Origin of the sequence: Bacteroides sp. OF03-11BH, assembly GCF_003604005.1 — a bacterium.
In the GTDB taxonomy this organism is placed as follows: domain Bacteria; phylum Bacteroidota; class Bacteroidia; order Bacteroidales; family Bacteroidaceae; genus Bacteroides; species Bacteroides ovatus.
In genome coordinates, this window is the sequence record NZ_QTMW01000019.1 from 21,006 (window position 1) to 40,247 (window position 19,242).

The 19,242-nt window shown below is 42.2% G+C and carries 11 protein-coding genes; 10 read left to right on the forward strand and 1 reads right to left on the reverse strand.

The features are described from left to right. The first annotated feature begins 1 nt into the window (after position 1). From DXA54_RS15125 to DXA54_RS15170, 10 genes are all read left to right on the forward strand, one after another. Positions 2-2,194, forward strand: coding sequence for a RagB/SusD family nutrient uptake outer membrane protein (locus tag DXA54_RS15125; protein WP_120079911.1), 2,193 nt, complete (start codon positions 2-4; stop codon positions 2,192-2,194). A 456-nt stretch (positions 2,195-2,650) separates the two neighbouring features. Continuing rightward, entirely contained in the window at positions 2,651-3,505 is an 855-nt protein-coding gene (locus DXA54_RS15130; protein WP_120079913.1) for a DUF6261 family protein, read from the forward strand. Positions 3,506-3,831: 326 nt separating this feature from the next. Further along, positions 3,832-5,571: a thrombospondin type 3 repeat-containing protein gene (locus DXA54_RS15135; protein ID WP_070782974.1), complete on the forward strand. Its 1,740-nt coding sequence runs from the start codon at positions 3,832-3,834 to the stop codon at positions 5,569-5,571. 2 nt (positions 5,572-5,573) lie between these two features. After that, complete coding sequence (locus DXA54_RS15140; RefSeq protein WP_115484745.1) at positions 5,574-6,242, forward strand: DUF3826 domain-containing protein; 669 nt, start codon at positions 5,574-5,576, stop codon at positions 6,240-6,242. Positions 6,243-6,447: 205 nt separating this feature from the next. Continuing rightward, a complete protein-coding gene (locus DXA54_RS15145; RefSeq protein ID WP_004300482.1) occupies positions 6,448-7,371 on the forward strand; it encodes a glycoside hydrolase family 43 protein in 924 nt (307 codons plus the stop codon). 31 nt (positions 7,372-7,402) lie between these two features. Beyond that, positions 7,403-10,723, forward strand: a complete 3,321-nt coding sequence (locus DXA54_RS15150; RefSeq protein WP_120079915.1) for an MGH1-like glycoside hydrolase domain-containing protein — start codon at positions 7,403-7,405, stop codon at positions 10,721-10,723. A 153-nt stretch (positions 10,724-10,876) separates the two neighbouring features. Continuing rightward, complete coding sequence (locus DXA54_RS15155) at positions 10,877-13,711, forward strand: glycoside hydrolase family 78 protein (protein ID WP_165863253.1); 2,835 nt, start codon at positions 10,877-10,879, stop codon at positions 13,709-13,711. A gap of 199 nt (positions 13,712-13,910) precedes the next feature. Then, complete coding sequence (locus DXA54_RS15160) at positions 13,911-15,263, forward strand: glycoside hydrolase family 28 protein (RefSeq protein WP_008647389.1); 1,353 nt, start codon at positions 13,911-13,913, stop codon at positions 15,261-15,263. Between the two features lie 96 nt (positions 15,264-15,359). Further along, entirely contained in the window at positions 15,360-17,324 is a 1,965-nt protein-coding gene (locus DXA54_RS15165; protein ID WP_120079917.1) for a DUF3826 domain-containing protein, read from the forward strand. Between the two features lie 201 nt (positions 17,325-17,525). Beyond that, positions 17,526-18,317, forward strand: a complete 792-nt coding sequence (locus tag DXA54_RS15170) for a patatin-like phospholipase family protein (RefSeq protein WP_004306221.1) — start codon at positions 17,526-17,528, stop codon at positions 18,315-18,317. 26 nt (positions 18,318-18,343) lie between these two features. Here the strand turns inward: DXA54_RS15170 and DXA54_RS15175 are convergent, their stop codons facing one another. Further along, complete coding sequence (locus tag DXA54_RS15175; protein ID WP_008647395.1) at positions 18,344-19,228, reverse strand: SDR family NAD(P)-dependent oxidoreductase; 885 nt, start codon at positions 19,226-19,228, stop codon at positions 18,344-18,346. Positions 19,229-19,242: the final 14 nt, after the last annotated feature.

Below are 19,242 nucleotides of genomic sequence, written 5' to 3' on the forward strand. Positions count from 1 at the left end.
AATGAAAAGAAAAAATATATTCCGTATCAGCGTAGCTTTTTGGGCGATGACTGCGTTTACTTCTTGTAGCGACCAGTTCATGCAAGACAAGCAGAACTTTGACAGCACTACTGCCGATGCTTATAATTATTGGAGTGGTGCACTGGGACGTGTAGCAGATGTTTATAGAGTATGTCTGCCAGATCCTAAGGCTACTCCCAGTTCAATGTATAACAGTACCGGTTTAGCAGACGACCAATCTAAGTCGACTGAAGAATATAGTGGATTCAGTGCTTTTGTCGATCCACTCAAGCCGTTGACTTATCAAACCGGAAATAATCCTGTACCTGATTACTTTGAAGGAACGAAAGGTGATCCTATAACTTCCGCTTATGGACGTATTCGTAATATTAATGATGTCATTGCAGGCATTGAAGGAAGCACGCTTTCGCAGGAAGAAAAGAATGAGTTGTTAGGGCAGGTTTACTTCTTTCGTGCATGGTGCTATTATAATTTGGTGAAATGGTATGGTGGTGTGCCCATCATTACGGAAGTACAGGAACCTGTTGAAAGTTCTGTTGTTCCCCGTTCTTCCGCAAAGGATTGTTTCAAATTTATTTGTGACGATTTGGAGAGAGCTGAAACATTGTTAGCACCTTTTACGGGAGCCGGACAATGGATGTCTGGTGATAATTACGGTCGTGTTACTTCCGGTACAGCAGTGGCTTTGTTGGGTCGAGTACGTGTACTATATGCCAGTCCGTTATTTAATCGCTCCAATGATTTGTCTCGTTGGACACAGGCTTACAATGATATAAAAAGATCTATTGACGTGCTGACAGCTGCCGGATATGGCTTGGCTAATGAAAGTAATCCCGGTGTGAACGCTTCCGGTTGGGCTAATCTTTTTACTGAAGTGCCGAGTCAAGAAGCTGTATTTGTAACGCTACACAACACGCTGACGGAAGGAGTTCCTGATTATCGTAAGAATAATACATGGGAAAATGGCATCCGGCCGTACAATGCTAGAGGAGGAGGTGGCAAAACACCTTCCGCCATGTTGGTAGATATGTTTCCTATGTCTGACGGCAAGATACCTGCAACTTGTGAAACATACAATACGTTAACTAAATCAGATATACCTTATTATCGCGAATTTCCTTTCGTCGATCGTGATCCGCGCTTCTATCGTACATTCGCTTTCCCGGGAGTTCGTTGGTCGTTTGTCGGTAATCCTACGACACAAGAGAACCGATACCCGCACAATGGTCCTGATTATGAACTTTGGAACTATACCTGGTATACGGATGCAGCTTATGTAGATGATATTGAAGCCAATAGCAGTGTGACCTATGGCGCTGATGGTCTCCTTAATGATGTAAAAGGTTTTTATGTACGTAAACGCTCTGATGACAGAGATGTGAATGCTATTGCCCGTTATGTCTATGATGAAAAGTCCGGGGGATTCACACGTTCTGCCGCGCCGTATATGGAGATTAGATATGCGGAAGTATTACTTAATTATGCAGAAGCAGCATGTAATGCGGGTGAGATGGGAGTTGCCGTTGATCAATTACAAAAAATCCGTGCTCGTGTTGGTTATAAAGCTGAAAATAATTATGGATTGGAAGCAGGTTTGGACGGTGACCAAGCTAAATGTATGGCAGCTATCATGTATGAACGTCAAATTGAATTGGCATACGAAGGAAAACGTTTCGATGATATGCGTCGCTGGATGTTGTTTGATGGCGGCATAGAACTTCCTGAAGGTGCGCCTGCTACTTGGAAACTGACTGGCTGGGGTGGAAACACATGTACATATCTTGGTTTTAAGCCACTCAACGGACAACGTCGCGAGAATCTTGAATTCCGTACAACTGTAAACGGTGGCATTGGTGGAACAAATGTTGACGACGATCCGTTAGTAAAAGCTGGAATTACCCGTCCGGCTGCAATGGATTTGAGAAAGGATCTTGCCAGCGAACAGGATAGGCTGAAAGAATTTTATTCAAATTATTTGACCCGTAAGACAAAGAAAGGCGATTCTTATGATGATAGCCATTCTCCATTGTATATCGCGTTCCTTCCAAGGTATTATATCCTTGGTTTCCATCAAGGTATCCAGGGTAATAATAGTACATTGCTGCAAACCATCGGCTGGGGAGATTACAACAACGGTGGCGCAAACGGTACTTTTGACCCGCTGGCTGAATAAAAAACTCAACTTCCTTCGATAAGAACCTTGCATTTCGGTGCAGGGATAATTACATCGGAGATGAATCACAGGATGCTTCGGCATCGAAAACCATAGAAATTCACCGGTTCCTCCCTCTTTTCTTTGAGAAGACGGCAGGAATTGGTGAATTTTTGTTCGTTAAATCAGCTGATTTTAGTTATCTTTGCCTTCGCAAACTTCTCAAACTTCTCAAAACGCTTCCCCAAGCCTGCTGAATGCCTGCAAACTTCCAGAAACGCTTTCCCAAGCTTGTAAAATGCCGGAAAACTTTTTAAATCGCTTTTGCAAGCTTGAAAAACGCCTGCAAATTTTAAAAAATGCTTTCACAGGTATGCAAAACGTCCACGAATTTACAGCAACCATTTCGCGGGCTTGTCCGGACTTCGAATTTTTCAGAGATAGATAGAACAAGTATGAATCCCGAAAGAAAAAATTATGGGAAGTTATCAAAAAGCAGACGGTATCACACTGTCACAACTGAACAACACTGAGTACACCAATTTCATGAATCGTGTGCTGACACTCCTCACCGCAGGAAGTATTTCCAAACTGACAGTAACAAACATCGTGAACAGCATCAAGCCGAAGTTGGTACAAATGGAAGACCTAGTGAACCGTTCCACGGCCAACGCCGAAACAAAGGATTTACTGAAACTGGATGCCGAACGCGATTCGTATGTCAGTTATTTGTTGGCTACTGTCCGTGCGGCCAAAAACTCACCGTTGGCAGCGCAACGAGATGCATATAATACCTTGGAAATCACGGTGCGCCCTTATACCGGACTGGCATGCATGCGCAATATGGAGGAAACGGCAGCCATCAGCGGACTACTGCTTGATTTCCGCAAGGAAGCCGTGAAAACCGCCGTTACGGCACTCAATTTGGATGCCATATTAACGGCACTCGAAACCGCCAATAAAAACTATTCGGCACTGACAGACGCCCGTTCCGTTACTCGTACAGCAGAATCGGTTGCGGACTCAAAGACTGTGCGTGCGCAGCTTGATTCACTCTACGATGACTTGGTGATGCACATAACCGCTGTCAATATACTGACTCCCTCCATAACGGAAGCTTCAGCGTTTCTTACTGCTCTCAACCAAGTCATAGCCGAAACAAAAGCTGCTTATAATCGTCGTAAAGGTATTACGGCTCCCTCAAAGCCTTCCGGAGGCAACGGAACGATAACGCCTGGTGAAGGTGAAGCTCCCGATCCTGATGAAGGCGGTGGAGTAACTCCTCCTTCCGGTGGCAGCGACAGTGGCGAAGCTCCCGATCCGGCTCTCTGACGGCAGCCAATAGAAGAGAAAATGTGAAAAGAGGGAATCTTAAGATTCCCTCTTTTCTTTTACACCAAGCTATTCCGGTTATTCGGATTTCGTGTGTGACACATTCCTTCCTTCGTCGTTTTTTCTTCCGATAGAGAAATGACCGGCAGAAAAAGACACTTTTCAGCAAAGTGATTCTCGATAGTACTACACGGACCATTGGAGACTGGAAAGTCGTTTCTCTCCCCCGCATTTGATAAAAGATCATCATCACTGATTACAAATCTTTTCTTCTTTCGTCTTATTATTGTATTTTTGAATTAACAACTTCACAAAACCAAATAAAAATGAAGAAGAAACAGGTACTTTTAGCAGTTTTTGCTGCAACAATGTTGACTCCGACCGTTGCATGGGCGCAATACCCACAAATATCTGGCGAAGCCAAAGAAAATTATACAAAAATGATGACTGAAGAGCGGAAACGCTCTGATGAAGCATGGGCAAAAGCGTTGCCGATAGTACAAAAAGAAGCTAGAGAAGGACGTCCATATATTCCTTGGGCTGGTCGTCCGTACGATTTGCCGCAGGCTGATATCCCTTCATTCCCAGGTGCTGAAGGTGGTGGTATGTACAGTTTCGGTGGTCGTGGAGGTAAAGTGATAACTGTCACAAATCTGAATGATCGTGGACCGGGTTCTTTCCGTGAAGCATGTGAAACTGGTGGTGCACGTATTATTGTATTCAATGTTGCTGGTATCATCCGTCTGGAATCTCCGATTATCGTCCGTGCTCCTTACGTAACTATTGCCGGACAAACAGCTCCGGGAGACGGTGTTTGTATTGCCGGCGAGTCATTTTGGGTAGATACACATGATGTTGTTGTACGTCATATGCGTTTCCGTCGTGGAGAAACGAAAGTATGGCATCGCGATGACTCTTTCGGAGGTAATCCTGTTGGTAATATAATGATCGACCACTGCTCCTGTACATGGGGATTGGATGAGAACATTTCTTTCTATCGCCACATGTACGACCCGAGTGAAGGACAATATGAAAGCAAAGACTTGAAACTTCCTACTGTAAACGTAACTATTCAAAATACTATCTCGGCAAAAGCGTTGGATACATACAATCATGCGTTTGGTAGCACGTTAGGTGGTGAGAACTGTGCATTTGCCCGTAACCTTTGGGCTAGTAACTCCGGACGTAATCCTTCTATCGGCTGGAATGGTATATTCAATTTCGTTAATAATGTAGTATTCAATTGGGTGCACCGTTCTTCCGATGGTGGTGATTATACCGCGATGTTCAATATGATTAACAACTACTACAAACCGGGACCTGCTACTCCTAAGGATTCCAATGTAGGACATCGTATCTTGAAACCGGAAGCAGGACGTAGTAAGCTGGATCATAAAGAATATGGGCGAGTATATGCCGACGGAAATATAATGGAAGGCTATCCTGAAATAACTAAAGACAACTGGAATGGCGGTATTCAGATTGAAACTCAACCGAACACTGACGGATATACTGAATACATGCGTAGCTACCAGCCGTTCGAAATGCCGTATATCAATATCATGGGAGCTAAAGATGCTTATGACTATGTATTGAAACATGTAGGTGCGAATATTCCTTGTCGTGATATTGTTGACGAACGCGTGATTGAAGAAGTAAGAACAGGTATTCCTTATTATGAAAAGAAACTTCCTAAAGACGCTTATGGTGACTTGACAGGTTTGTCTCCTAAGTCAATGGGAGAAGACGGACAGTTCAAGTATCGTCGTTTGCCGAAAGATTCTTATAAGCAGGGTATTATTACTGATATTCGCCAGATGGGTGGTTATCCTGAATACAAAGGTACTCCTTATGTTGATACAGACAAAGATGGTATGCCGGACGAATGGGAAATTGCTAACGGATTAAATCCGAATGACCCGAGTGATGCCAATAAAGACTGTACTGGTGACGGATATACGAATATTGAAAAATATATCAACGGTATCAGTACAAAGCATAAAGTAGATTGGAGAGATATGAAGAACAACTACGATACATTAGCTGAAAAAGGAAAATTAATGTAATTATGAAAAAGATACTGATACTATCATTGCTTTTTATTTCCGGTTGGATGTCTGCGCAGGCAGTCGACTTAAATAAAGAGAATCGTGATCCTGAATATGTAAAATCTATTGTCAGCCGGTCACAAAAGATCGTTGATAAACTCGGACTCACAGATGCGAAAACAGCCGAAGATGTTCGCAATGTCATAGCCAATCGTTACTTCGAATTAAATGATATTTATGAGGTGCGGGATGCGAAAGTCAAGAAAGTAAAAGAATCCGGGTTGACTGGTGAGGCTAAAAATGAAGCTTTGAAAGCTGCGGAAGATGAAAAAGATGCGGCGCTATATCGTTCACATTTTGCTTTTCCTGCCAATTTATCTCTCTTTCTTGATGAAAAGCAAATAGAAGCTGTTAAAGATGGCATGACTTATGGAGTAGTAAAAGTGACTTATGACTCACATCTGGACATGATTCCTACTTTGAAAGAAGAAGAAAAAGCTCAAATCTATGCTTGGTTGATAGAGGCTCGTGAATTTGCGTTGGATGCAGAAAATTCGAATAAGAAACACGCTGCTTTCGGAAAATACAAAGGACGTATCAACAACTATCTGGCTAAACGCGGATATGATCTGAAGAAAGAACGAGAGGAATGGTATAAACGTATAAAGGCCCGTGGAGGTTCTATATAATTAAAAAATAAGATACTATAAAAAGAAGTGAAATTCTTTCCCATTGTAAATGGTTAGTTTGTTTGATGGTGGAAAGGGTGGCTCGGAGAGTCGCCCTTTTATCGTATATAAATTTTGAATCTATTGATTCTTCTAGTATATTTGAGTACAAATGACACTTTCTATCGTCTCCTCTGTATAAAAGATACAAATATAGAATATAGAAATGAAAAAGTTAAGAAATACATTAGCCGCAATAAGTCTTCTGTTTCTGGCTTCTTGTGGGGGGAACAAAGACTACTACATGTTCACTTCGTTTCATGAACCGGCTGATGAGGGTTTGAGATACTTATATAGTGAGGACGGAATTCACTGGGACAGTATTCCGGGAGTTTGGCTAAAGCCGGAACTGGGACAGCACCAGCTCATGCGGGATCCCTCGATGGTACGTACTCCGGATGGAACCTACCATTTGGTCTGGACTACAAGTTGGAAAGGTGATTTAGGATTTGGCTACGCACATTCCAAAGATCTGATCCATTGGTCGGAACAACAGATGATTCCTGTAATGGCAGACGAACCGACTACTATTAATGTATGGGCTCCGGAAATTTTCTATGACGACGAGAACGATCAGTTTATGGTCGTATGGGCTTCCTGTGTCCCCGGGCGTTTCGAAAAGGGGATAGAAGAAGAGAATAATAATCATCGTTTATACTATATCACTACAAAAGATTTTAAAACCGTTTCGAAAGCAAAACTTTTGTACGATCCGGGATTCAGTACCATTGATGCCGTTATCGTGAAACGGGCAAAGAATGACTATGTAATGGTACTCAAGGATAACACCCGTCCGGAACGTAATCTGAAAATCGCTTTTTCCGATTCTATGACCGGTCCTTATTCGCCCGCATCCCAGCCTTTCACTGAATCCTTTGTAGAAGGACCATCTGTAGAGAAAGTGGGAGATGATTATCTAATCTATTTTGATGTATATAAGAAAAAAATATATGGCGCTATGCGTACGAAGGATTTCCGGAACTTTACAGATGTAACAGAAGAGGTAAGCATCCCTGTAGGGCATAAGCATGGAACCATATTTACGGCTCCGGAATCAGTCGTAAAAGCATTATTGGAAGAAAAGAAATAAATCCGGAAACAATTTTAAATCAGAATAAATCATGAACAACTCTGCTAAAATTCTTTTTGTACTGGCTGCCGGTTGGTTGACTACTACAGCCTTTGCACAAGATAGAATTCATTATACAGGAAAAGAATTATCGAACCCTGCTTGTCACGACGGACAACTGTCTCCGGTAGTCGGAGTACATAACATTCAGTTGGTGCGTGCCAATCGTGAACATCCCGATGCTTCGAACGGCAATGGATGGACGTATAATCATCAGCCGATGCTGGCTTATTGGAATGGACAGTTTTTCTATCAATACCTGGCAGATCCTTCTGACGAACACGTACCGCCTTCACAGACTTTTCTAATGACATCGAAAGATGGATATCGCTGGACAAATCCGGAAATAGTGTTTCCTCCTTATCAAGTTCCTGATGGATACACCAAAGAGTCTCGTCCGGGGGGACAGGCCAAAGATCTGATTGCCATTATGCACCAGCGTGTAGGATTCTATGTTTCTAAATCCGGCAAGCTGATTACAATGGGAAATTACGGAGTTGCTTTGGATAAAAAGGATGATCCCAATGATGGAAACGGTATTGGCCGGGTGGTTCGTGAAATAAAGAAAGACGGTTCTTACGGACCGATCTATTTCATTTATTATAATCATGGATTTAATGAAAAGAATACTGATTTTCCGTATTTTAAGAAAAGCAAGGATCGTGAGTTTGTGAAGGCTTGCCAGGAAATTCTCGACAATCCGCTGTATATGATGCAGTGGGTGGAAGAAGCCGACCGTGAAGATCCTATTCTTCCGTTGAAGAAAGGATACAAAGCATTCAATTGTTATACATTGCCGGATGGACGTATTGCCAGTCTTTGGAAACATGCGCTTACCTCTATCAGCGAGGATGGCGGACATACTTGGGCAGAGCCTGTGCTTCGTGCAAAAGGTTTCGTCAATAGCAACGCGAAAATTTGGGGGCAGCGTTTAAGTGATGGTACATACGCTACCGTGTATAATCCGTCGGAATTTCGTTGGCCGCTGGCTATATCTTTGAGTAAAGATGGATTGGAATATACAACATTGAATTTGGTGCATGGTGAAATCACTCCCATGCGTTATGGAGGAAATTATAAATCATACGGTCCTCAATATCCGCGTGGTATTCAGGAAGGCAATGGGGTGCCTGCCGATGGTGATTTGTGGGTTTCTTACAGTGTGAACAAGGAAGATATGTGGATTTCCCGTATTCCTGTTCCGGTGGAAATAAATGCTTCAGCACATGCGGATGATGATTTCTCAAAAAATAAATCAATTGCGGAACTGACTGACTGGAATATTTATTCTCCGGTTTGGGCCCCTGTTTCTTTGGAGGATCAATGGTTGAAGTTGCAGGATAAAGATCCGTTTGATTATGCCAAAGTGGAACGTAAAATTCCGGCCTCTAAAGAATTAAAAGTATCATTTGATTTGAAAGCCGGCCAGAATAATAAAGGTACACTCCACATTGAATTTCTGGATGAGAATGGAATAGCCTGTTCCCGTATAGAACTTACTGATGATGGCATTTTTCGATTGAAAGGCGGCTCCCGGTTTGCAAATATGATGAAATATGAAGCAGGAAAGATTTATCATGTAGAAGCAGTCCTTTCTACTGTTGATCGTAATATTCAAGTGTATGTAGATGGTAAGAGAGTAGGGTTGCGTATGTTCTATGCGCCCGTGGCTGCTGTGGAACGAATTGTATTCCGTACTGGCGTACCTCGTACATTCCCAACCGTAGATACTCCTGCCGACCAGACTTATGATCTGCCGAATGCAGGTGCGCAAGATCCATTGGCTGAATATGGCATTGCCAATGTAAAAACATCTTCTACAGATAAGGATGCGTCTTCTGCTTTTTTAAAGTATGCTGACTTCAGTCATTATGCAGACTATTTCAACGGTATGGAAGACGAAAATATTGTTCAGGCAATTCCCAATGAAAAGGCTTCAGAATGGATGGAGGAAAATATTCCTTTGTTCGAGTGTCCGCAACATAACTTTGAAGAAATGTATTATTATCGTTGGTGGTCATTGCGTAAGCATATCAAGGAGACTCCTGTTGGCTATGGCATGACCGAGTTTCTCGTTCAGCGTTCTTATTCAGATAAATATAATTTGATTGCTTGTGCTATTGGACATCACATTTATGAAAGCCGTTGGTTGCGTGATCCGAAATATTTGGATCAGATTATTCATACATGGTATCGTGGCAATGATGGCGGTCCGATGAAGAAAATGGATAAGTTCAGCTCATGGAACGCAGATGCTGTTTTGGCTCGTTACATGGTAGATGGTGATAAGGACTATCTGCTGGATATGAAGAAAGATCTGGAAACCGAATACCAGCGTTGGGAACGTACGAACCGTTTGAAGAACGGATTGTATTGGCAGGGTGACGTACAGGATGGTATGGAAGAATCAATCAGTGGCGGACGGAGGAAGAAATATGCCCGGCCGACAATCAATAGCTATATGTATGGCAATGCCAAAGCACTTTCATGTATAGGAATTCTTTCCGGTGATGAGGGGATGGCTATGAAATATGGCATGAGAGCGGATACTTTGAAAAATCTGGTAGAAAATGAATTGTGGAATACACGTCATCAGTTTTTTGAAACGATGCGTACGGACTCTTCTGCAAATGTGCGTGAAGCAATCGGATATATTCCCTGGTATTTCAACCTGCCGGATACCACCCAAAAGTATGAAATTGCCTGGAAAGAAATTATGGATGAAAAAGGCTTTTCTGCTCCTTATGGATTGACAACTGCAGAACGTCGTCATCCGGAGTTCCGTACACGTGGAGTAGGCAAGTGTGAGTGGGACGGTGCTATCTGGCCGTTTGCTTCCGCACAGACATTGACAGCAATGGCTAACTTTATGAATAATTATCCGCAGACTGTATTGTCTGACAGTGTATATTTCCGTCAGATGGAATTGTATGTGGAATCACAGTATCATCGTGGTCGTCCCTATATTGGTGAATATTTGGATGAGGTGACCGGTTATTGGCTGAAAGGAGATCAGGAACGTAGCCGTTATTATAACCATTCCACTTTCAACGACCTGATAATTACAGGATTGATCGGACTTCGTCCACGTTTGGATAATACGATTGAAGTGAACCCCTTAATTCCTGCCGACAAGTGGGATTGGTTCTGCTTGGATAATGTATTATATCATGGTCATAATCTGACGATTCTTTGGGATAAGAATGGTGATCGCTATCATTGCGGAAAAGGATTGCGCATTTTTGTAGATGGTAAGGAAGTAGGGCATACAGATACATTGACTAGAATTGTTTGTGAAAATGTACTCAAATAATCTTTATTTTTAGACATAAGAACAAAAGAACATAAATGCTGCGCTTTGAAATTATTTCTATTGCTTATTGAACTGCTATTTTATTTTTTGTTCTTATGTTCTTCTGTCTGAATTAGATTCCCATTTATCGAACAAATAAAAGATACTTGAAAAATGAAATTCAAAAAGATTCTTCTTTCATTGCTAATTTGTTTGTCTTGTTTTGTACAGGCGAAGAATATAACCATCAGTCGTCTTACCTGTGAGATGCAGGAGGGACTGGTAGTGGTCGAAGGTTCACCCCGTTTGGGCTGGGTGATGGAATCGCCGGAAAATGGGACACGACAATCTGCCTATGAGATTGACATTCGGGAGGCTTTTACAGGACGTTCCATTTGGAATAGTGGGAAGGTTTATTCTTCGCAGAGCCAGTTAGTTTCTACAAAGGGGGCAGATATACGTCCTGATAACTCATTTAATTATAGTTGGCGCGTTCGTGTTTGGGATGAAACAGATACGCCTTCCGAGTGGAGCAGTGAAGCGAAATTCCGGGCAGTACCCGAAAGGTTATCTTCGGGGCAATGGATTGGAGCTATTACCCGACAAAATGCTCATTTACCGGAAGGGCGTAAGTTCCACGGTGGAGAGCTGAAGAAGCCGGAAGTGAAAGCAGCTTGGGAAGCAGTGGACACTTTGGCAAAGAAAAGTATTTGTTTGAGAAGAACATTCCAGGTAGGAGATGCGACAGAAGGGGGTACAAACCGTAAACCGGGCAAGAAAATAGTGGAAGCAACGGCATACGTTTGTGGGCTGGGATTTTATGAATTTTCTTTGAATGGCAAAAAAGTAGGTAACAGTGAGTTTGCTCCATTGTGGAGTGATTATGATAAAACTGTTTACTATAACACATACGATGTAACGGAACAATTGCGGCGTGGTGAGAATGTCGTAGGAATCTTATTGGGGAATGGATTCTATAATGTGCAGGGGGGGCGTTATCGCAAATTACAGATCAGCTTTGGTCCTCCCACACTTTTATTTGAGCTGGTTATTAACTACGAAGATGGAACATGTACGACAGTTCATTCAGATAATGACTGGAAATATGATTTTAGTCCGGTAACCTTCAATTGCATATATGGAGGGGAAGATTATGATGCGCGTCGTGAACAGAAAGGATGGAATCAGATTGGCTTTGATGACAGTCACTGGCGTCCGGTAGTCATACAGGAAGCTCCTAAAGGAATACTTCGTCCACAGATGGCGGCTCCGGTGAAAATCATGGAACGGTATGATATTCAAAAGGTAACAAAACTAAATGCGGACCAAATTGCATCAGCTTCTGTATCAACAAAGAGAACAGTCGATCCTTCTGCTTTTGTGTTGGATATGGGACAGAATCTGGCTGGCTTTCCGGAAATAACAGTACGTGGCAAACGTGGTCAGAAAGTAACTCTGATTGTAGCCGAAGCATTGACAGAGGAAGGTGCTTGCAATCAGCGACAAACGGGACGTCAACACTATTATGAATATACACTGAAAGGTGAAGGTGACGAAACCTGGCATCCTCGTTTCTCTTATTACGGTTTTAGATATATTCAAGTCGAGGGGGCTGTCTTAAAAGGACAAAAGAATCCGCAGAAGTTGCCTGTGTTGAAGAATATTCAATCCTGTTTCGTATTTAATTCAGCTAAGAAAGTTTCCACTTTCGAATCATCCAACCGAATATTTAATGCTGCCCATCGATTGATCGAAAAAGCAGTGCGTAGCAATATGCAGTCTGTGTTTACAGATTGTCCGCATCGTGAAAAACTAGGCTGGCTGGAGCAGGTGCATTTGAATGGTCCTGGGTTATTATACAACTATGATTTGACAGCTTATGCTCCGCAGATTATGCAGAATATGGCAGATGCGCAACATGCCAACGGTGCCATGCCGACAACTGCTCCGGAATACGTAGTTTTTGAAGGTCCGGGTATGGATGCTTTTGCCGAATCTCCGGAATGGGGTGGTTCTCTGGTTATTTTCCCATTTATGTACTATGAGACGTATGGAGATGACTCGTTGATTAAGAAATATTATCCGAATATGCGCCGTTATGTGGATTATCTGAAGACTCGTGCAGAGATGGGTATTCTTTCTTTCGGCTTGGGAGATTGGTATGATTATGGAGATTTTCGTGCCGGATTCTCCAGGAACACACCGGTTCCCCTGGTGGCTACCGCGCATTATTATATGACAGTAATGTATTTAATAAAAGCTGCGAAAATGGTTGGCAATGACTTTGACATTCATTATTATACTTCTTTGGCACATGAAATACTTGCCGCATTTAATAAATGTTTTCTCAATAAAGAGACAGCACAGTATGGTACAGGGAGCCAATGTAGTAATGCACTTCCGTTATTCCTCCAGATGACGCAGGATTCAGATGAACAAGGCAGTTATCAACCGGATGCAAAGTTGGATGAGAAAGTACTTATGAATCTGATTAAAGATGTGGAAGCACATGGCAATCGCTTAACGACCGGTGATGTGGGTAACCGCTATCTGATTCAGACACTGGCGCGTAATGGTCAGCACGAACTTATTTATAAAATGTTCAATCATGAAGAAGCTCCCGGATATGGTTTCCAGTTAAAATTCGGCGCTACAACTTTGACCGAGCAGTGGGACCCCCGTCAAGGTTCTTCCTGGAATCACTTTATGATGGGACAGATTGATGAATGGTTCTTTAATTCACTGGTCGGTATTCGTCCTTCTACTACTCCAAAACAAGGTTATCAGAAGTTCATCATCGCTCCCCAACCTGTGGGAGATTTGAAATATGTCAAAGCGTCGTATGAAACTTTATACGGTACCATTAATGTGGACTGGACTTGTGAGAATGGAACTTTTACTTTAAACGTGTCTGTTCCGGTGAATACTACCGCTGTCGTTTACCTTCCGGGCGAAAAAGAACCGAAAGAGATACAGAGCGGAACATATCAATTGATTTGTGCAAAATGAAAGAGACATTTTATATATATTTGTAGAATGAAAAACAATGTATTCGTATAAAAAATCATGCAGCATCTTTATTTTAATCATGTAGCATGTTTGAAAAAAACATCTCAATGATTGTCTTCAAACATTGGGAAGAAAAAAAGATTCTATTAGCATGATTTTTTAGAAGGAAACGATGAAATATACTTTAATAATATCGATTATGAATTTACGAACAACTCTTATCGTCTTTCTTTGCTTCTGTGCAACCACAGTTCTTCGTGCCGAGCGTGTAGATATGCTGAAGGCCGGTGCAAAAGCAAATGGCAAGACTCTTAATACAAAACTAATCAATTCAACGATTGACCGTCTGAACCGTGGGGGCGGAGGTACTCTTTTCTTTCCTGCCGGGACTTATCTGACGGGGAGTATCCATCTGAAAAGTAATATTACACTGGAGTTGGAAGCCGGAGCTACCTTGCTCTTTTCCGATAACTTTGATGACTATCTTCCTTTTGTCGAGGTTCGTCACGAAGGAGTGATGATGAAAAGTTTCCAGCCTTTGATTTATGCGGTAGATACCGAGAACATTACGATCAAAGGAGAAGGAACTTTGGACGGACAAGGAAAGAAATGGTGGATGGAGTTCTTTCGTGTCATGATTGATTTGAAAGACAATGGTATGCGTGATGTGAATAAATATCAGCCAATGTGGGATGCAGCAAACGATACGACAGCAATTTATGCTGAAACGAACAAGGATTATGTAAATACATTGCAACGTCGCTTTTTCCGTCCTCCGTTTATTCAGCCCGTTCGTTGTAAGAAAGTAAAGATTGAAGGAGTGAAAATCATAAATTCTCCCTTCTGGACGGTCAATCCGGAGTTTTGCAACAATGTAACCATAAAGGGGATCACCATAGATAATGCACCCTCACCAAATACGGACGGAGTGAATCCGGAATCCTGCCGCAACGTACATATCAGCGACTGCCATATATCAGTAGGAGACGATTGCATCACAATCAAGTCGGGAAGAGATGCGCAGGCCCGTCGTTTGGGAGTACCTTGCGAGAATATCACTATCACCAACTGCACCATGCTTTCCGGTCATGGAGGCGTTGTTATCGGCAGCGAGATGAGTGGGAGTGTGCGTAAAGTTACTATTTCCAATTGCGTGTTTGACGGAACAGATCGTGGAATCCGTATTAAGTCGACCCGTGGAAGGGGAGGAGTCGTTGAAGATATTCGTGTCAGCAACGTCGTAATGAGCAACATTAAACAGGAAGCTGTTGTATTGAATTTGAAATACAGTAAAATGCCTGCCGAACCTAAGAGTGAACGCACTCCGATATTCCGTAACGTACATATCAGTGGAATGACTGTGACAAACGTAAAGACTCCGATCAAAATAGTGGGCTTGGAAGAAGCGCCAATATCTGACATCGTTTTGCGTGATATTCATATTCAGGGAGGGAAACAGAAATGTATCTTCGAAAATTGTGAACGTATCATGATGGATGACGTAATCGTCAATGGTGAAGTAATTAAAAGCACCACAGATACCACAGATTAACACAGATTTTTAATTCGACTAAATTATAAAAATAATAAATCTGTGAAAATCTGTGTAATCTGTGGTGAAAAAACAACTTACATAAATTAAAAATAAATGAAACGAATCCTTTTTACTATGCTTCTTGCCGCATCTCTTTCGGCCGAAGCCCAGACGCAAACATACGAGACGGAATTTGCCCGTCCCTTGAACGAAGTACTGACGGATATACAGAACCGTTTCGGAGTCCGTTTGAAATATGACATTGATACGGTGGGAAAAATGCTGTCTTATGCCGATTTCCGTATTCGTCCTTATTCCGTGGAAGAATCCTTGACGAATGTATTGGCACCTTTCGATTATAAATTTGTTAAGCAGAAAGGAAATATGTATAAGCTGAAAGCATACGAGTATCCACGTCGTACAGATGCAGACGGAGAGAAGATGTTGGCTTATCTGAATACACTCTATACAGACCGACAGTCTTTTCAACTTCGTGCCGATTCTCTGAAAAAAGAGGTACGTCAGCGTTTAGGTATCGATACTTTGCTGGCTCAATGTGTCAAATCCAAACCTATTCTTTCAAAGATACGTAAGTTTGATGGCTATACCGTGCAGAATTTCGCGCTTGAAACACTTCCCGGGTTATACATTTGCGGTTCTATCTATACGCCCCAATCGAAAGGAAAACATGCGTTGATAATCTGCCCTAACGGACATTTTGGTGGCGGACGTTATCGGGAAGACCAACAACAACGTATGGGAACTTTGGCACGTATGGGAGCTGTTTGTGTAGACTATGATTTGTTTGGATGGGGAGAGTCGGCTTTGCAAGTTGGCAGTGCGGCACACCGTAGCAGTGCGGCGCACACTATTCAGGCAATGAACGGCTTATTGATTCTTGACTACATGCTTGCTTTCCGTAAGGATATTGATACCAGCCGTATCGGTACGAATGGTGGTTCGGGTGGAGGTACCCATGCTGTATTGTTGAGCGTATTGGATGATCGTTTCACCGCTTCAGCTCCGGTGGTGAGCCTGGCTTCTCACTTCGACGGTGGCTGTCCCTGCGAAAGCGGAATGCCTATTCAATTATCTGCAGGAGGAACCTGTAATGCGGAATTAGCCGCAACTTTTGCTCCTCGTCCACAACTGATCGTATCGGATGGTGGCGACTGGACGGCCAGTGTTCCTACTCTTGAATTTCCTTATCTGCAACGAATCTATGGATTCTACCAGGCAAAAGATAAAGTAACGAATGTACATCTTCCCAAAGAGAAACATGACTTTGGCCCGAATAAGCGGAACGCCGTCTATGACTTCTTCGCAGAAGTATTCAAGTTGGATAAAAAGATGTTGGATGAAAGCAAGGTCACCATTGAACCGGAATCCGCTATGTATAGTTTTGGCGAAAAAGGAGCTTTGCTTCCTGAAGGCGCCATCCGTTCTTTTGACAAGGTAGCTGCCTGTTTTGACAAGAAGGCTTATGCTAATTTAAAATCAGATGCTTCTCTCGAAAAGAAAGCCATTGACTGGGTAGCTTCTTTAGAGTTGAACGATGATAAAAAGGCAGGTTTTGCAGTAACTGCCATTTATAATCATCTTCGTAAAGTGCGTGACTGGCACAATGAGCACCCTTATACAACAATCCCCGAGGGTATCAATCCTCTGACAGGCAAACCGCTTTCCAAGCTCGACCGTGAAATGATTGCAGATTCCGCTATGCCGAAAGAAGTACATGAAAGGCTAATGAAAGATTTACGCAGAGTATTGACGGAAGAACAGATTGAACAAATCTTGGATAAATACACGGTAGGTAAAGTTGCTTTTACCTTGAAAGGTTATCAGGCCATTGTGCCCAATATGACAGAGGAGGAAACAGCTTTCGTTCTGGAACAGTTGAAATTGGCTCGCGAACAAGCTATTGACTACAAGAATATGAAGCAGATTTCTGCTATCTTTGAAATTTATAAAACCAAATGCGAACAGTATTTCAATGAGCATGGTCGCAACTGGCGTCAGATGTTCAAAGAGTATGTGAATAAGCGAAATGCAGAAAAGAAGGCTCAAGGAAAGAAATAAATGAAGGTATACCCTTAACCTTCTGCATAACCGGAATATCTCCGGGATAATAGAAGAATATAATAGAGCTATGCTTTGCAACTGACAAAGCATAGCTTTATCATATCTAAAGCTATGCTTTAGTTCCCCTAAAACACTGCTATAATTTATTTCTTCACGATTACTAAACATCTTTTTCGCAGAAAATGTGTTATTTTGTAGATGGCTAACAGAAATGTATATGATATGGATAAGCAAAAAGTAGCATTAGTCCTTTCCATGGGGGGAGCACGTGGAATAGCACATATAGGAGTAATTGAAGAATTACTTCGTCACAACTTTGAGATTACTTCCATTGCAGGAAGTTCTATGGGAGCAATGGTGGGAGCAATGTATGCTTCAGGAAAAATGGAAGAATGTAAAGAATGGCTGTATAGTTGGGATAAACGCAAAATGTGGGAATTGGCGGATCTTACCTTAAGCCGGGATGGATTAGTGAAAGGTGACCGTTTTATTAAAGAACTGAAACAAATTATTCCGGACATGAATATCGAAGACCTGCCTGTCCCTTATGTAGCGATGGCTACGGATATTGTCCGCGATCAGGAAGTCAGGTTTGACAGAGGGAGCTTACATGAAGCTATCCGTGCGTCTATTTCTATCCCTATGCTTTTCCGTCCATTAAGAAAAGACGGTATGGTATTGATTGATGGAGGTATTCTGAATCCTCTTCCATTGAGTCATGTGCAACGCACTGAAGGAGACATTCTGATAGCTGTCGATGTGAATGCCCCCATTGATACCGGAAAGAAAAAGAAAGTATCTCCTTATAATCTGTTGACAGAATCTTCCAGGATGATGATGCAGCAAATCACCCGTTATCAGATAGAACGTTGTCAGCCGGATATCTTAATTCAAATTTCCGGTGATACGTATGATATGTTGGAGTTCCATCATGCTGCTTCGATAGTGAAAACTGGAGTGGAAGTTGCTCGAAGAATATTAATGCAATAAATAGTATTCATTAAAGTGATAGATTTTTATTCAATATAAATCATCTTTTTCGTCATTCCCCCGTCAATAGTGATGTTTTCTCCATTGATGAAATCATTGTTTTCCTCGCAGAGAAACAGACACATGCGGGCAATATCTTCCGGTTTACCTACCCGCCGGGAAGGATGCTGTGAATGGTCTTCCGGTTGGAGTTGAGCATAATCATGAGTCTGTATCCATCCCGGAGCAATGGAATTTACGGTGATATTCCATTCAGATAAAGACAAAGCCAATGCATGAGTCAAAGAATAGATACCACCTTTCGATGCTGCATAACCTTCACTTCTCGGTTCACTCATCAGATAACGTGTAGAGCAGATATTTATAATTCGGCCGTATGGGTTGGGAGAGGGCTGCTTTTTACGATGGATGGCAAGCAGTCGGGAAGTGATGAATACAGGACGCAGGTTAATAGAAAGAATTTTGTCGAAATCTTCTACACTTGTTTCTGTGATAGAAGAAAATTTGCTGATACCGACGTTGTTGACAATAATATCAATATCGTTCCATTCGGCAAGAATGGTTTGCATACAACTTTCAAGCGCGTTTTTATCACTTACGTCGACTTTATGGAATATAGCCCCGGTTGCCTTCGCAGTTTCCTGTCCCGATATTTCGTTTATATCACAAAAGGCAACTTGATTTCCAGCCAGGCGAAAAGCTTCTACTATTGCTTTGCCTATTCCTTCCGCTCCGCCTGTTATAAATACTCTTCTTTTTGAGTCCTCCGGTTTTGAAACCGTTGAAGTGTGAGACTTCGATTCAGCCGGACGTACTGTTGTTTTCTTCTTACCATATTTTTGTGCTTGTTTCCAAGCAGCTTTTCGGGCTTCGTATTGTTCCTGTTGTCTCTCTATGTAATTATCTGCCATCGTTATTTTTTATT

What these genes read in the sequence shown, in the direction of transcription:
- DXA54_RS15125 (WP_120079911.1), top strand. Translation starts at nt 2, where the DNA reads ATGAAAAGAAAAAATATATTCCGTATCAGCGTAGCTTTTTGGGCGATG.
- DXA54_RS15130 (WP_120079913.1), top strand. Translation starts at nt 2,651, where the DNA reads ATGGGAAGTTATCAAAAAGCAGACGGTATCACACTGTCACAACTGAAC.
- DXA54_RS15135 (WP_070782974.1), top strand. Translation starts at nt 3,832, where the DNA reads ATGAAGAAGAAACAGGTACTTTTAGCAGTTTTTGCTGCAACAATGTTG.
- DXA54_RS15140 (WP_115484745.1), top strand. Translation starts at nt 5,574, where the DNA reads ATGAAAAAGATACTGATACTATCATTGCTTTTTATTTCCGGTTGGATG.
- DXA54_RS15145 (WP_004300482.1), top strand. Translation starts at nt 6,448, where the DNA reads ATGAAAAAGTTAAGAAATACATTAGCCGCAATAAGTCTTCTGTTTCTG.
- DXA54_RS15150 (WP_120079915.1), top strand. Translation starts at nt 7,403, where the DNA reads ATGAACAACTCTGCTAAAATTCTTTTTGTACTGGCTGCCGGTTGGTTG.
- DXA54_RS15155 (WP_165863253.1), top strand. Translation starts at nt 10,877, where the DNA reads ATGAAATTCAAAAAGATTCTTCTTTCATTGCTAATTTGTTTGTCTTGT.
- DXA54_RS15160 (WP_008647389.1), top strand. Translation starts at nt 13,911, where the DNA reads ATGAATTTACGAACAACTCTTATCGTCTTTCTTTGCTTCTGTGCAACC.
- DXA54_RS15165 (WP_120079917.1), top strand. Translation starts at nt 15,360, where the DNA reads ATGAAACGAATCCTTTTTACTATGCTTCTTGCCGCATCTCTTTCGGCC.
- DXA54_RS15170 (WP_004306221.1), top strand. Translation starts at nt 17,526, where the DNA reads ATGGCTAACAGAAATGTATATGATATGGATAAGCAAAAAGTAGCATTA.
- DXA54_RS15175 (WP_008647395.1), bottom strand. Translation starts at nt 19,228, where the DNA reads ATGGCAGATAATTACATAGAGAGACAACAGGAACAATACGAAGCCCGA.